The following is a 17,700-nucleotide window of genomic DNA, read 5'->3' as shown; positions in this document are numbered from 1 at the left end:
TACTGAGCTTGTCGAAGTATGGAACGTCTCTACCTAATGACTAATGACTGATTGGTGTTGGGTTTCGTAAACTCCACCCAACCTACTCCACTTGTTGCATTAAGATAAAAAGACGAAATCCTCAGCACTGAGAGAAGTTGCTTCAATACCTTGTAACTCAACCAAAGGTGTTTCTGGATCAAAGCCAATGACTGTGTTTTCTCCTGCTGAATTTAAACTCAGGTCATCAAATGCGATATTGGGAAAGCCACTAATCCCTAGTACATCTTCTCCCGATGTGAAATCAGTGATGGTGTTCGCACTGTCTGGGAGGTTTCCGTTGGCAATCCAAAATTGATCGTCGCCGTTTCCTCCTCTTAAGACATTATTTCCTTCTGTCGCCACAAATAAGCGATCGTCTCCCTCTCCCGCGTAAATGCGATTATTCGCCCCAACTAAAATTTGATCGTTTCCCTGTTTGGTAAACACCCGATCGCCCGCTGTTGCTAAAACTGTGTCACTCTCAGCACCCAAGTAAATGCGATTATTTCCCTCGCCCTCTGTTCCCTCCAGGGAGGTATTACCAGCGCCAAAGAAAAGAATTTTATCTTGATCGGTTTCAAGACTATCGAGATCACTCGTATTAAATTGATCGTTATTCAGTGTTCCAAAAACTAAACTTCCGAAAACACTGCTTGGAGTCGCTGTTTCCACTCCTAGATCAACCGTAATCTCGGCTTCATCAGTTAAGTCTTCGGTATCGGTGACAGTTGCGGTAAAGGTGAAGGTAGTGGCTAGATTGGAGGTTAGATCATCTATATCTTGAAGGATAATTTCGCCACTATCATTAACGCTTACAGGAGAAGTGCCATTTTGGTTGTTGTCGGTGTTCCCTTCAGTAATGGCATAAGTGAGGGGATTTGAATTGGGATCACTGGCGTTGAGAGTGCCAATCACCGTTCCTTCGGAAGCTGTGGCGAGATCAACCGTTAAGTTACTGGCTTCTAAGTTGGGTGGTTGACCAGTTTGTTCTTGTTGGTTCGTAATGGCAATGCTGAGGTCTTGTGTGGCTTGCGTTTCTCCGTCATCGGCGGTGAGGCTGACTTCATAAATGTTATCCTCGTTTGCATCAGTGGGAGATTCAAAGTCGGGAAGGGTATTAAAACTTAATTCCCCACTCTCGCTGTCGATCGTAAACTGGTCGGCATCAGCACCACCTGATATGCTATAAGTCAGGTTTTCTGCTTCTGGGGAATTAGTAATAACGGTATAAGGCGTGCCGGCGCTTTCTTCTAAAAACGTCACAAATCTCGGACCGATAATGAGTAGCGCGTTAGGATCAATGGGGTTGGGAGTCAGTTCGATCGCCTGATTCTCACCAATGAGGGGATTCTCTTGGTTAAAAGAGACTAATGTCCGATCGAAGCTAAAATTATCTTGAGTGCCTGGTGCTTTTACCCCAACCGTTGCAGACGTGCCGTTATTTTCTTCTAAATCTTCCTCACTGAGGTCAACATAATTAAAGGTAATCTCACCGTTATTGTCCCCTGTATTCAGTTCTAAAATTGCTTGGAAAGTGAGTCCATCAGTGGTTTGACCGCCATCAAAAAAGTGAACATTATTCCATTCAATAATGATCCGATTCTCTTCGATTTGGTAGAGTTTTAAATCATCTTCTGGCGTATCAGGATTAGCAGCAGTGGAGTTAGTGATCAAATCATCCCAAAACGGGGCAATAATACCAGGGCTAAATTCTGGACTGGTTAAGTCGGTATTGCTAAAGGCACTTTCTCCAGTGCCAAAAATGAGGCGACCGTTAGAATCAATCGCGAGATTGGTATAATCGCTGTCGTAAAAACGGAAACTGTTTCCCTCTCCGAGAGTAATACTCGCAATGTCATCGTCAGTGTTACTAAGATTCTCCACTGTCACCACATTGTCTTCCCCTGGAATTAAGTCAATGGCTTCAAAGTCTGTGGAACTAGCGATGTATTGGGTATCGGTGGGAGGGGTTTCCTGTTCATCGGTAACTGTGATTAAAACCGTTTCTTCGTCGCTATTTTCACCGTCACTGGCGTTAATGATGACTTCATAGATATTATCTTCATTGGCATCAGTGGGGGATTCAAAGTCGGGAGGATTGGTAAAGGTTAACGTGCCATTTTCACTATCAATTGTAAATTGATCAGCATCGGTTCCTCCAGTAATACTATAAGTGACAGTTGCCTCATCTGGCGCATTGACTAGCACTGTATAAGCCGTTTCTGGAGTTTCTTCAGGAACATCAACGGCGGTGGGGCTGGTGATTGCGATCGTATTGGGATCGATGGTATTAGGAGTAAGTTCGATCGCCTGATTCTCACCAATGAGGGGATTCTCTTGGTTGAAAGAGACAAGGGTTCGATCGAAGCTAGAATTGTCTTGAGTGCCTGGTGCTTTTACCCCAACCGTTGCGGACGTGCCGTTATTTTCTTCTACCTCTTCCTCACTGAGGTCAACATAATTAAAAGTAATCCTACCGTTATCATCCCCTGTATTCAGTTCTAAAATGGCTTGGAAAGTAATCCCATCTGTCGTGTCACCCTCACTAATAAAATGAACATTACTCCATTCAATAATGATCCGATTGTCTTCGATTTGGGAAAGAATTAAATCATCTTCTGGCGTATCAGGATTAGCAGCAGTGGAGTTAGTGATCAAATCATCCCAAAACGGGGCAATAATACCAGGGCTAAATTCTGGACTGGTTAAGTCGGTATTGTTAAAGGCACTTTCTCCAGTGCCAAAAATGAGGCGACCGTTAGAATCAATCGTGAGATTGGTATAATCGCTGTCGTAAAAACGGAAACTGTTTCCCTCTCCGAGAGTAATACTCGCAATCTCATCGTCAGTGTTACTAAGATTCTCCACTGTTACCACATTGTCTTCCCCTGGAATTAAGTCAATGGCTTCAAAGTCTGTGGAACTAGCGATGTATTGGGTATCGGTGGGAGGGGCTTCCTGTTCATCGGTAACTGTGATTAAAACCGTTTCTTCGTCGCTGGTTTCACCGTCACTGGCGTTAACGGTGACTTCATAGATATTATCTGCATTGGCATCAGTGGGGGATTCAAAGTCGGGAGGATTGGTAAAGGTTAACGTGCCATTTTCACTATCAATTGTAAATTGATCAGCATCGGTCCCTCCAGTAATACTATAGGCGAGAGTGACATCATCGGAGGCGTTGGTGAGGATGCGATAAGCGGGATCGGTTTCTGCTTCGGGAAAGTCAACGGAAACTGGACTGGTAATAATGATCGCGTTGTCTTCGATGACATTAGGAGTGAGGCTAATCGCTTCGGTATCCCCTAAGAGAGGACTATTTTGGTCGAAAGAGACTAATGTTCGATCGAGGCTATTTTCGGTTTGGCTTCCTGGCGCCTTTACCCCAACCGTTGCGGAAGTGCCATTATTTTCTTCTAAATCTTCCTCACTGAGATCACCATAATTAAAGGTAATCTCACCGTTATTGTCCCCTGTATTCAGTTCTAAAATCGCTTGAAAAGTGAGTCCATCAGTGGTTTGACCGCCATCAAAAAAGTGAACATTATTCCATTCAATAATAATCCGATTCTCTTCAATTTGGTAGAGAATTAAATCATCTTCGGGGCTATCCACCTCCGCAACTCCAGAATTTGCTCTCAGATCATCCCAAAATGGGGCAATAATCCCTGGGGTAATTTCATTACTGGTTAAATTAGTATTTTCAAATTGACTGTTACCCGTGCCAAAAATCAGTCGTCCATTGGTATCGACACTTAAGCTGGCATAGTCGGTGTCGTAAAAACGGAAACTATTTCCTTCTCCGAGATCGATCGGCGCGATCGCGTCATCTGCTTGACTGAGATCGCTCACATTGACCACCCCTTCTTCTCCTGGAATCAGATCAAGGGTTTCATAATCGATACTTTCTGCAATATATTGAACTGCCATTTTTATTTCTCCTGATTAATTATTTATTTTTATGGTCTGCTGAAAAAGTTTTTTCTCCCTCCTAACCCCCCTTTGAAAGGGAAAAAGTTTTTTCTCCCTCCTAACCCCCCTTTGAAAGTGAAAAAGTTTTTTCTCCCCCCTAACCCCCCTTTGAAAGGGAAAAAGTTTTTTATCCCCCCTAACCCCCCTTTGAAAGGGGGGAACTAGGAGTCGGTATATCGTGACAATTGATCAGCCATGGTCTTAGGGGGCAGTTCCCCCAGCATTGGGGGCTAGGGGGCAGTTCCCCCAGCATTGGGGGCTAGGGGGCAGTTCCCCCAGAATTGGGGGCTAGGGGGCGATTCCCCCAGAATTGGGGGCTAGGGGGCAGTTCCCCCAGCATTGGGGGCTAGGGGGCAGTTCCCCCAGAATTGGGGGCTAGGGGGCAGTTCCCCCAGCATTGGGGGCTAGGGGGCGATTCCCCCAGCATTGGGGGCTAGGGGGCAGTTCCCCCAGCATTGGGGGCTAGGGGGCAGTTCCCCCAGCATTGGGGGCTAGGGGGCAGTTCCCCCAGCATTGGGGGCTAGGGGGCAGTTCCCCCAGCATTGGGGGCTAGGGGGCAGTTCCCCCAGCATTGGGGGCTAGGGGGCAGTTCCCCCAGCATTGGGGGCTAGGGGGCAATTCCCCCAGCATTGGGGGCTAGGGGGCGATTCCCCCAGCATTGGGGGCTAGGGGGCAGTTCCCCCAGCATTGGGGGCTAGGGGGCAGTTCCCCCAGCATTGGGGGCTAGGGGGCAGTTCCCCCAGCATTGGGGGCTAGGGGGCAGTTCCCCCAGCATTGGGGGCTAGGGGGCAATTCCCCCAGCATTGGGGGCTAGGGGGCAATTCCCCCAGCATTGGGGGCTAGGGGGCATTAATGGGGGTTTGAAGGGGGTTCGATCGTTGGGATTAATTGCCATTGAGAAGGTCATCATTAACATTGTTCAAGGCTAAAGTTTGGGCATTATCAACGCCAGTGATATTGTCATTATTGCCGTTAAAGACTCCTTCAAAATCCTCATATAAAGTGTTTCGAGTTGTAAATTTTTTCACGTTGGTTTTAGTTTTGTAGTCAGAAGGGATTACAGTGCTTAAATAATTACGGTTATTCCCTTTAATCTCACGGACGATGTTACCGAACAGTAGCAGTTGGTCATTACCTTCTTTTCCAGAATCTTTTAAATTCCGAGTTGGAACTTCCGATAAATTTGCCTCAACTTGATCGGACCCGTTACCGCCATCAAGAGAAACATTGCCATTTTGATACCAGGAGGAGGCTTTAATCACATTATCCCCATCACCTCCTTTTAGGGAAATGTCTTCGGCGTAGGCAATTTTAACTTCGTCTTGATTATTAACGGTTAATTTGCCTTTAGTGAGTTCGAGATCAGCATCAGCTTCGACATTGAAACGATCAGTGGTATTACTGCCAGCCTTGACTTGAGTTTCACCATTAATCGCTTCCAACTCTGAGGTGATTCGTCCATTTTGCAGGTTCTCTGGATTGTCACCCGTGTAGATAAATTGACCGTTAGAAGGCGTGCCAACGTTATCCGACTTGATGTTGATCTCATCATCACCATCATTAGTTTCTACGGTGAAATGTTGCAAGCCAACCGCCGTAAAACCAGGTTCTTCAACGGTGAATCGATCGGCTGCGTCTCCCAGTTCTACTGTCACCTCTCCAATATCAAAGAAGTTAAAGTCGGGAATTTCTACATCGGAATCACCGAGAGTTCCTTTTAAGACATTTGCCTCATCTCCTTCTACAACTGTCCTGTTGACTTCAGTAATCTCTATGTTTCTTGGTTCGCTGACATCTCGGAAATAAATGCGACCCGCGCCATTGGTATCGATCGCGTTACCGGGGCGACCTTCCAGTTGCGGTGCGCCCAAGATGGCTAAACTGCCACTGATTGCAACGGCGTAACCGAGTTGATCACCGTCACCGAGACCTGCTCCTTCGCCACCGAGGGGGGTTTGGGCGGTTTCTAGTCCCCATTTTCCGCCTTTGTAACCATAAGCATAGGCAGCCCCAGAATCTGTTTTATCATCTAAGTCATGTCCATAAGCACCGATGACGATTTTATCGTTGTCGATGGCGACATCGTGACCAAAGAAGTCCCCTGTGTTACTGCTATTAATGTTAATTCCTTGGTATTGCTGCCACTGGTTGTTGTCCCGTTGGAAAGTGTAAGCTGTGCCAGTATCATTATTGTCCCCTGGTGCGCCTACGACTAGCCAGTCGCCGCTTAAGTCAATGGCGTGACCGAATCGATCGCTGTTTCCTCCGATGTTGAGGGTGTCTGGGGAGTCAATCTTATCGAGGTCATAGACTTGAACTTGTCCTGCTGCTGGGGCGCCAACGGCGATCGTTTCCTGATCAAGAGTGACAGCTGCGCCGAAATCATTAGCATTGCTATCAAGGGTGTGTTCTAAGTTCCAGTTAAGGCCCTTATTAGAAAGAGATTTTTGGAAGACAAAGGCTTTTTCTGAGTCTGGGGCGCCAATCACCATTCTGGTTGTATCCACATCGACTGCCGCGCCAAAGCTGTTAACGTTCCCCCCTTCAATAAGATTAGTTTGTCGCCAAGCGGGTTTTACCTGATTTGAGTTACTTTCCTCGCGGACAGCTAAACGTTCAAAGACATAGGCGTTATTGGCTTGGGCTGCCCCAACCACAACCATATTATTACGAATAGCCACACTAGACCCAAATTTATCTCCGATTTCGAGAGTTTGTGGCTGCAGAGTTGTTTTTAATGTCCACTGGTCATCTTGTTTGGTGTAAATAAATGCTGCACCCGTGTCATCATAATCTTGGGCGCCGACCACCGCCGTTTTGCCGTCAATATCAACGCTAACGCCAAATTTCGCAGTATCCAGTCTTTCTGGCGTAACGGAAACATCAATGGGATTCCATTCTGGTCCTCGTTGTCGGAAATTATAAATGGTTGCCTCAAGATTCTTGTCGGTGGGATCAGATGCAACGAGATAATGTCCTTCACTGATGAGAGAAGAGTCAGCGCCAAAGCGACGATTTGAGGTGGTGTCATTGTTATCGAAGATTACCTCGACGTTATCAATGCCGAAGGATTCATTATCAACCTCCTCATCCAGAATCGAACCAAAGCCGAGTTTTACCTCTTCTTTTCCTTCTGGAATACGGAGAGAGATTTGGAAACTTTGGTCTTCCCAACCACGAAATGCACGTTGACCGTAATCATTTTGAGGAGTAATTGTCCAACTGATGCCGTTTTTAGTGCCTGTAATGACTTCGGTGTATTCTTTTCTAAGAGTAAAGCGCTGATCAATGATGATTTCATCATCAAGATAAACTCGGAAGTTTTCATTATCCCAGCTATCAATGCGGTAGAAGTCAAAGTTGATGGTAGCGGCTTTGTTGTCTAAGTCAAAGGTTTTACTGGTTCGTTGTCCCTCCCCGAAGCGACCGAGGAAGTTACTAAAGTGATCATTGCCATCAGATGCTGGGGTACTCCAACCCGAACCATCGCTAACTTCAAAAGTTTCTTGATATTTCAGTTCACCTTCGGAACGAACCGCAACGTTATCAATGCCGAAGGATTCATTATTAACCTCCTCATCCAGAATCGAACCAAAGCCGAGTTTTACCTCTTCTTTTCCTTCTGGAATACGGAGAGAGATTTGGAAACTTTGGTCTTCCCAACCACGAAATGCACGTTGACCGTAATCATTTTGAGGAGTAATTGTCCAACTGATGCCGTTTTTAGTGCCTGTAATGACTTCGGTGTATTCTTTTCTAAGAGTAAAGCGCTGATCAATGATGATTTCATCATCAAGATAAACTCGGAAGTTTTCATTATCCCAGCTATCAATGCGATAGAAGTCAAAGTCAATGGTGGCAGCTTTGCCGTCTAAGTCAAAGGTTTTACTGGTTCGTTGTCCCTGCCCAAAGCGACCGAGGAAGTTGCTAAAGTGACCGTTGCTGTCAGATGTGGCTGTTGTCCAACCCGAACCATCGCTGATTTCAAAGGTTTCTTTTGAGCCTTCTTGTCTGGCTTGTTGACGATAGGGTTTGAGGGTTAGTCCTTTGTATTCACCAGATTTGGCATCGGTGAGATAAACAGTGCCAGCTTCATTGTCTTTTAGGGGATTAGAGATGAGCATTTCTTCCCCAGAGATTGTAATTGTCTCACCAAAGCCTTTACTTTGACGAAGACCGCTATCGTATAGAGTATCTTTAACCGAACCCTGCTTATCTTTTTGCAGGTCATAAGTATAGACATTGTCTTTAGCAGTTGGTTTTCCACCATAGAATAAGTTTTGATTGTAGGCGGCAACTGCACTGCCTAAATCGCTACCCCTTTCATCGTTTAAATCAAAAGGTAGGGTGGGTTTAATTGCCTGGTTACCAGCTACTCGGACTCGCCAATTGTCTTTATCATTGTCGTTAACGTCATAAACGGCGACTGCATCTTCTCCTGGTGCGCCGACAAAAACCCGATCGCCGCTAATGTCTAATTCTGCACCCCATTTAGAATTGTCAAGTTGATCATAGCTTTCTCTTTCAATTGGATAGGCTACTTTCCGATATCGTTCATAGACTTTAATGGAACTAATCTGATCATCCCAAAATTCCCAGCGACCATTAAAGGCCAGTCTTGTATATCCAGCAAATGAATATCTATAGCCTCTATAGTTATTATGCTGATAAACAACTAATTTCATTCCTCGATGTACTTCAATGGAACTATAGTCATCGTTAGACTCCGATCTGTATTCCAAGTCTGGGATTTGACCCTTCGCAAATATATCGTTGTCATCACTAAATTCGTCTTCCCAAATCTGAATGTAATTTCTGTTGCTTCCTATAGATTCATATCCCTTTCCTGGATTGTCGAGAAACCAACCTTCATCCACCTTCTTCTCTCTTCGAGAAGTCTTCTCTGGCATATTATTTCTATAAGGCATTAAAACCCGATCGCGCTGCCAAGAATTATTATTCTCATTGAGGTCAAAGCTATAAACCACTCCAGTATTACCGAGGTTAATTTCATGATTATTATCGGCTCGATTAGTCGAGTAGTAATTGAGTTGAGCATTGGGGGCGCCCACTGCCAAGTTTGAGCCATCAATAGCAACAGAAGAACCAAAGAGACCGTAACCATAATTTCCACCATCGAGAATGGAACGATTATTATCCCAGTCATTGCCATCAAAGGTGTAAGTATAAACGCGATTTTCTCCAGGTGCGCCAATGACGAGACAGCTGCCATCAGAGTCAATATCAGCACCAAAACCGCTACCTCCAGTAAAGGTGTTTGCAGGTCGCCAAGACAGTCCCTCATTGACATAACTGATTACTCGATTCGAGTTTTCATCGGCGACAAAGAGGGTTTTTGTGCCTTGGTCGTAGTGGATTTCTGAGCCAGTAATGTCTAAAGTTTCAGCTTGCAGGCTGGGGTTAGTAACAGGAGGCAGTTTGTCATCGGTGATAAAGGTACGGAATGCACCGACATCAGGGCGAATAATTTGATTATTGTCATTAACATCGTTAAAGCCTGGCATTCCGACAATGAGGCGATTCCCTGTTATTGCTACTGCGCCGCCAAAGTGGTCGGGGAGAGGGGCATCACCAGGATCACCGCCGGCGGGACTTTGCGCCATTAAACGTCCTGAACCCGTTGCGCCAGTAGAACGAACCCAAGTCGAACCATTGAGCGATCCTTGATCGGCGATTTCGCGGAAGACATAGGCAGCCCCCACATCAGTTGCATTGGCATCATAACCAGGGGCGCCCACGGTGACATAATCCCCATCTACAGCGACACTGAAACCAAAGCGATCGCCCGCACGACCTTCGCTGGCGGCTTCGGCTGCGGGTAAGCCTCCATCTGCGGTTAAACGCGCCGATCGTGTCCAATCTCCAGCCCGATCGAAGACAAAAGCACGACCTTGACCGATGTTTTCGCCATCCCACAAGGGCGCACCGACAACGATGCGATCGCTATCGAGGGCGACAGTGTGACCAAAGGCTTCTCCTTGATCAGGTTCAGAAGGAGTTAGAGTATCTTGCAGACTCCAGTTGGCATTACGGCGACGGGGACGGTTATAAACTCGCGCTTCATTGGCTTCGGGCAGACCAATCACCACATCATTGCCATCAATTGCCACAGCGCGACCTAAATCAGTGTTAGCATCTGTCCAACTTGCGGTTTGATTCCATTGCTGAGTCTCAGCAAAAATGTAAGCCGTATCATTATTGTCGTTATTCCCCGTTCCAGGCGCACCCACTACAGCAGACAAACCATCTATATCAACCGCCGTACCAAAGGCATCATTGGCATTGGCATTGTTGGGAGTCAGTTTTTGCACTTGTTGCCAACCTCCATCGCCCTTACGGAAGAGGTAAGCCGCGCCAGCATTTGTCCCATTAACGTTATCTGAAGGGGCGCCGACAATAATCCAATTCCCTTCGATCGCCACGGCTTCACCAAAGCCCTGTCCTGCTTCTTCTTTGTCTCTGGGGGTTAATTCCATGATTTGTTGCCAAGCGTCATTCTGCCACTGATAAACATAGGCAGCGCCATAGTCAACGCCATCGAGTTGCGCTCCCACAACGAGAGTATCCCCATCCACTGCCATGGCACTGCTTTCGAGGGTCTCATTCGCCACCGCACCACTGAGATAACGGGGTTCTGGGAGTTCTTTAATCTCTAATTGATCCTCTTGATTCCAACTCACCACCCCATCAACGGTGACAATTTGCCGATCGACCTGAGACACCTCTAAATCTCCGACAGTGGTTGCATCTAAGCTGAGGTCACTAGGGGCATTTTTAGGGGTGACGACTTGGAAGTCGGGGAAGCCATGCACCACGATCGGTTCAACGTTGGTAAGATTAAACTGATGATCCGCGAGGGAAACCTCTCCCGTGCGGTCAACCGTAGCACTGGGAACATATTGACCGTCTTTGATTTCTCCATCACCGCTTAAACGGAACTTATCACCCTCTTGATCACTGGTACCGCCGTTGAAGGTAAAGTCAAGAGGCGCAGTTGTGGGGACACCTTCTGCAAAGTTGGCAAAGACGAGATCATCTCCTCCTTGTCCATTGAAGGTAATACTGGGGGATAAGGTGACAGCAACGTTATCAATGCCGAAAGATTCATCCCCATCGCCACCATCGACGGTGAAGTCATAATCTAGCGGACGATTGCTATTGCCCGCCTCGATCGTGTCGTCTCCTTTTCCTAAGCTAACGCGCACTGCTTCGTTATTACGGGCGTTAATGTTAATGGGGTTTCGTTGTCCTTCTTCGGTGAGGGCGACGCGACCATAGTTGCTGAAGGTGGGATTCTCTCCAAACACGCTGTTATAGAGATTGAAGGATCGATCGGAGATGCCATCATTGTTGGTGTCGTCGTCTTCTTTTGCGTCTTCATTAACGGGGAAGAGGTCAGCAAAGCCCACGTTACTGGCGCTAACACTGGTGTTGGTGTCATTGGCGTTATTTAAAACCTGAATTGTATCTTCACCGTTTTCGCCGTCAATCATTACGGGAATGCCTTTCCCAGTGTGACTGCTGGGATTAAATAGGTCGTTCGGGTCAATGGTTTCTCGATCGAAGTTCGGTCCATCCCATTCAACGCTTAAGGTATCACTGCCGCCATTTTCAAAGAATTTAACAGTAATCGGATGATAACCCGCTTCGAGATCGATCGAGCCAAATTTCGTTTCTGCACCATGAAGACCATCATTATTGACCACTAATTCCCCATCGATCGCGAGGGTGCTACCATCATCAGACCGAGTGTAGAAGGTATATTCTCCGCTTTCAGGAACATTGATAAAACCTTCATAAATCAAGCCATAGCGTTCATTATCTTTATCTTTGTCTTGTCCCAGTCGCTGTGTTAAACCGCCTACTTTGCTTAATTCTTTAGCCGTGAGATTCCCTTCCTCTTGGAGATGATCTTCTGTGAGATCAGCGACGCGCTTAAAGTTACCTTGATAGAAGCGATAGTTAACCCCGCTAATATTTGCCATTGGGTTCGCCAGATCAATAGCAAAGTTTTCGAGGCTGCGTTCACCATTCCCTACAGGCTCACCAACTTGGATCAGGTCTTCTCCTAAACCAGCATTGACAATAAAGTTAGAGCCTTTTCCGCCTTTCACATCTTGTTCGCGGTGAGTGCCTTGGATGTCGATGGTATCTTTTGCGCCACCCGCGTTGAGAACAAAGTTTTCCACATTGAGATAGTCAATGGCTGCGGTGTCTTCCCGTTTAACGGTGGTGGTATCTACGGGCCAAGCGTCACCACTCACTAGGGATTTAATGCCAGTAATCTCGTTACTGACGGTGTAAGTTTTGCCATTGTTATTGTTTTGGTCGTTGAGGTAGAGGATATCTCTTGCCGCTGGGCCACCTCCATCAACGGTAAATTTCCCTTTAATGTTGGCGAGGCTGCCTTCATTTTCTTGTCCTGCTTCTGTTCCCACATAAACGGTATCGAAACCGCCACCCGTTTTTAAGGTGGTGTCTAACCCAGCGTTGGTTTCTGGGACGTAGAAGGTATCTTGTTGTAGTCCGAGACGAATCTCGACGGTGTTCGCGTTGCTAAAGGTGAGGCGACCTGGCATATCTAATCCTTCCACTGTGCCGTTACGATAGATACCCGTATTGGCGTTGTCATCGCCAGCGTCATTGAGGATCAGGGTTTCGCCACTGAGGTTAACCTCACCGCGAATAAAGTCAACCCGATCGAGTTGATTCGGTTCCAGTCCCGTGTCGGTGGAGTTAACTATGATTGTGTCGCCAGCGCCACCATTAATGTTGGTTTCGACATTATCGCTGGTGCTATCGACGGTGAATCGATCGGCGTTCTCACCTAAATTGATGTTGACAGTTTCCACTTCAGGCTGAAACGTATTATTGATGCTTTGGGATAGGCTTTGGGGAGAAAGAGTTTGTCTTTCAATGTTGGGTCCTTCCCATTCCACCTTCAAAAGTTCGCCACCGCCATTTTCAAAATACTTAACCGTGATGGGATGATAACCCGCCGCCAGTTCGATCGTGCCATCTTTCGTGTCTCGACCATGAAGACCATCATTATCGACCACTAATTCCCCATCAATGCTGAGGGTACTCCCAGCATCCGATCGGGTGTAGAAGGTATATTCTCCGCTTTCAGGAACATTGATGAAACCTTCATAAACCAAACCAAAGCGATCATCATCTTTATCTTTCTGTTCTCCCAGTTGTTGACTTAAACCGCCTACTTTGCTTAATTCTTTGGCAGTGAGATTTCCTTCTTCTTGGAGATGATCTTCTGTGAGGTCAGCGACGCGCTTAAAGTCGCCTTGATAGAAGCGATAGTTGATTCCTGAAGTATTTCTGTTTTGATCCCGTTCCCCATAGTAAATCGCCCCTGGATATTGATTTAAACCGATATCATAGCCAGCACCGAAGCGGTTATGGGTACTCAGGAGGGCGTTTGTTCCCATTCCTAAACCTGTCACCCCAATTGCGGTGAGTTGATTCGGATCGTCTCCAGTTTTGCTGCCATCCCCAAAGACATTTAAGGTGTCTTTTCCGTTTTCTCCATAAACCGCGACCACGCCATTGATCTTGTCGAGAGCGTTATTTGTATCACCAATGTTAAAGGTATCGTCTCCTCCTTGACCGTAAATTTCTGCGATCGCCTGCGCGCCTAAACCTTTGACGCGGAACTGGTTATTGTTGTCTCCTAACCCGATTTTCAGGAAGCTGCTGTTTTTTCCACCGTCTGGCACTTGCAACTTAACTGATCCCGTCATATTGGAGAAGCCACTGACGATCGCCTCGGCGTTTTGGCTGGCGGTGATTTGTCCTGAGTTGCCTCCTTGACCCTTGACATAAACCACATCACGAGTGCTACGGTTACCACCGACTCCTGTTGCTACAGTAACATCAGCATCGATCGCGCTCAGGTCGCCATTGAGAACCGCTAAAGCATTGTCGTCATTAAATACACCATTGGGGCTAAACAGAGCCTTGCTGGCGTTTGTACCGAAGTAATATCGATCGGCACCCGTTTGCCCTTGTAGGGTGAGAGAGCTTGATGTGCCTTGAACATAGAATCGATCGTCGCTGTCACCACCTTTCAATCTCGTGTTACCGTTAGCGTTAACGCCTTTTGTTCCCAGCAGTTGTAGATGATCGATGTCTTCTCCACCGCTAAAGATTACCTCATCTGTTGCTTGTACATCACCAATAATCGTAAAGGTGCTACCGATATTTTCATCTTGGCTATTGAAGTCTCCCCGTAAGGTCGCTGTCGCTGTACCTCCCTTCGCTTCAATTAAGGTCGTCGCAGGTAATTCAATGTCATCACCGACATTAATTTCAACATCGTCGGCAGCAGTAATCCGTCCTTGATAATGGTTTTTAATTTGCTCTTGAGTGCGGACACTGTCCCAGATGCGAACACTATCAATTAATCCAGTAAAGTATTGGGGCGCTCCTCCTTGTCGTCCGCCAATGCGAACTTCATCCTGTGAGGACACATCGGTAATGTTACCAGAACCATTATAAGTATGAACTAAATCACCATTAGCATAAGTTTTTATCGTTCCCTGATCATAGGTAACACTAATTTGAGTCCAAGTTTCAGCAGGAGCAACGTATCCCGTATTAATCCAAGTCCATCCAGGACTACGATTTGAAAATGCCCAGCGAATTGTTCCATCAGCAAAACGAGCAATTTCGTATTCCCCTTCCTTGTTAATCAGAATACCGCCTTCTCCGAAGCGATTAGTTTGGAAATTTGCATCAGGTTTAATCCAGGCTTCAATAGTAAAGCTGTCTTCAAGGACAAGGTTGTCTGGTGTTCCTAAGTTGACATAATCGTCATTGCCATCAAGTTTGACACCATTTTGGGTGATTTCCGCGCCGTTGGTCAACTGACCGTCATTGCCATTACCCGTTTGATCATTGGCGTTGCGTTCAAAGTTATAAGTTGCGATTAAGTCTTCGGTTTCTGTGAGGGGAACATCTCCTTCAGGAAGGAGACGGAAGTTTTCGGTTTCGCCTTGGGCGCCATCCAGAACACTGAGGTTAACACGACCCTCTTTTGAGGTGACTCCCATTACATCTAACGCCCCATTCACCTGCTGAAGGTAAATATCGTTAGTAGCAACGGTGTAAAGCCGTCCTGGTTCGGGGGTAGCGGTGCTAAGTTGCAACTCTGAATTTTGGGTTTGTCCGTTACCCGCGCCATAGATTTCTATCTTATTGTTACTGTTGCCAATACCACCGCCATTAACGATTAAATCCAGTTTGCTGGCTTGGAGATCAGCTTCTGGGTCATCTTCTCCATCTCTGATTGAGCCGTCTTCTGTCAACAGGGAAATGTCAGCATTATTAGAAACGATGCCTCCTAAACGCAGGTCGCCCGTGGTTTCGGTTAAGAAGATACTGTCGTTTGCTTCGGCGTTAACTTCGCCATTAGATGCGACCGAGGAATCCATCTCTAAGAAATCATCTGGCGTTCCAATGCCAGCAGTTGCGTTGAGAGTGATGTTATCACCAATGACGAATGGAGTAGCACCGTTATCTCCATTTTCAGGGGAATTGGTTTCAAAAATTGCTCCTGTATTGCCACCAGCACTCAAGTTCACATCTCCGGCATTCGTTTTAATTAAGACGACTTCGACATTGCCATCATTTGCCGTAACGCTAATATCTCCTGCGTTGGTCGATCGGATTAAGTTAGCATTCACTGTCTCGCTCGCTAGAAGATTAATATTGCCAGTATCAGTTTCCACTGTGACGGCTTCGACATTGCCATCATTTGCCGTAACGCTAATATCTCCTGCGTTGGTCGATCGGATTAAGTTAGCATTCACTGTCTCGCTCGCTAGAAGATTAATATTGCCAGTATCAGTTTCCACTGTGACGGCTTCGGCATTGCCCTCAGCGGCGGTTAAATCAATGTTGCCGATACGGGAGCGAATATTCTTGAGTAAGAAATCACCATTGGTTTCGGTAAGGGTAATATCTCCTTTGGTAAATGAGGCTTCAATGTCGCCGTCTTTTGCGTGGTCAGTGTTGGCGGTTAAGTCGATTCGGGTGTCTTGAATCGCTTCTAGGTTGATATTCTGACCTTTAATTTGCTCTAGGTTAAACCCACTGCTAATGGACTGGGCTTGTTTAGTCTCAGCAAATAACCCTAAGTTCAGTCCGCTTTGATTATTTTGGTTTTCGTCTTTGGGATAAGAGCGCTCAATTGTTTCTTCGTTTTCGCCAGTAATGACTTTTACGCCTTGGAAGCCGCCAGTGGCTTTGGTTTCTTGCACTGAGGGCTGGAAGCTGAGGTTAACATCCGCAGGTGTTTCAATCTTGCTGCCTTCAAATTCTGCTGACTCAACATTAGTTTCTCGTAACCGCCCTTTCACATCCAACCAAATCTCATTTTGGGCGTTGACATCGAGGTCGGTTTGTTTACCATTGCTACGCACTAACTCAACGGCGAAGGGATTCTTCTCGTTACCCACTCCTCCCTTATCTGTATTTAAGGTAATCTCATTACCGCGCAGGATTCCTTGATCGCTGGTTTCGATATTGCCGTTTGTATTATTGACTTCGATCGCGCCAATGGGATGATTCAATAACCGTTGAAAACGCACATCTCCAGAGCCGTCGTTGGTGACGGTAACGGTAATGCCTTGTTCAAGTAAGTCTTGAATGCGATCTTCAACCGCGAAATTCAATTCATTTTTAGGCGCATCGATCGTAATCTGGGGCTGATTCACTTTGGCTAAGGTGATGTCGTTGATAATGAAATCTCGATCGGACTCATTAATCAATTCCACTTTTGGAAAAAGCGAGGCACTGGCGCTAAATTTACCCTTGTCACCCGTAATCACTCCCTCTGGGGCGGTTTTTCCGTTGGCTTTAGTTTCTCCAATGGTGAAGTTAGCGTTGCTGACAGGAGTCTGGTTAATGATAGGGTCAACTGTTACCGCCTCGTCGCTCACCTTAGCGGTCACATTTTCCGCTTTAACTAAATCACCTGTTCCACTGACCTTTAAACGAGCCGCTTCACTGCTGAGGAATACCACATCGCCGTTCCAGTTAATCGTGCGACCAGCGTTAAAATTACCTGTTTCCAGTTCCGATTCACTTCCAAAAATGTCTTTGTCCGCTCCAGCACTTCGTGAATACTCATCAACGGTTTGAGTGGAAGTAACATTAAGGTCGCCAGTCGCAATTGTCGCTCCCTGAGCAAAGTTTACCGCATTATTACTGTCATAGTCAGTGCGAGCCTTAGCATCGGCATCGCCATACAGTGCGTCTGTATCAGCATTAGCATCAGAACGGATATTGACACCGCTGTGTCGAGCTTGAATATTCACCGTTGTTCCCGTAATGCCAGCGTTATCCTCAAGGCTTACTTGAACATTGTCAAAAATATCTAAGTTAGCGGTGGCTTCAGCGTCTGCTCCTGCTCCACCAGCATCAGATTCTGCTTTCACCAAAGCATCTTGCTTGGTTGTTTCAGCCAGTAGGGTCAGTGTATCTGCTTGTAAGCGGGCTTGGGAACCAATCGTGGTCGTAGTTTTGGCTCGATCCTTACTACTGTTGCCAATTTTAACGTCGGCTCCCGTATCAGCAAAAGCTCCCAGTCCGCCACTATCGGTTTCCGCATCAGCATTAATTTCTACCTGACTATTGGCATCAACTTCCAACAGATTTTCCGCTTCTAAC

At 46.5% G+C, this 17,700-nt stretch carries 2 protein-coding genes (1 of these 2 cut by a window edge); both read right to left on the bottom strand.

The window, feature by feature from the left end; genetic code table 11:
• Window positions 1-99: 99 nt before the first annotated feature.
• Window positions 100-3,951, bottom strand: coding sequence for a cadherin domain-containing protein (locus DACSA_RS13025; protein WP_015230202.1), 3,852 nt, complete (start codon window positions 3,949-3,951; stop codon window positions 100-102).
• Window positions 3,952-4,877: 926 nt separating this feature from the next.
• On the bottom strand, window positions 4,878-17,700 hold the final stretch of the coding sequence (locus tag DACSA_RS20765; protein WP_015230201.1) for a DUF4347 domain-containing protein. The gene runs 20,498 nt beyond the window's last position; 12,823 of the gene's 33,321 nt are visible here — the last part of the coding sequence; its start codon lies beyond the right edge, outside the window; the stop codon is at window positions 4,878-4,880.

Origin of the sequence: Dactylococcopsis salina PCC 8305, assembly GCF_000317615.1 — a bacterium.
GTDB classification, from domain to species: domain Bacteria; phylum Cyanobacteriota; class Cyanobacteriia; order Cyanobacteriales; family Rubidibacteraceae; genus Halothece; species Halothece salina.
This window is presented reverse-complemented; position numbering and strand designations above follow the sequence as displayed.

What these genes read in the sequence shown, in the direction of transcription:
- DACSA_RS13025 (WP_015230202.1), bottom strand. Translation starts at nt 3,951, where the DNA reads ATGGCAGTTCAATATATTGCAGAAAGTATCGATTATGAAACCCTTGAT.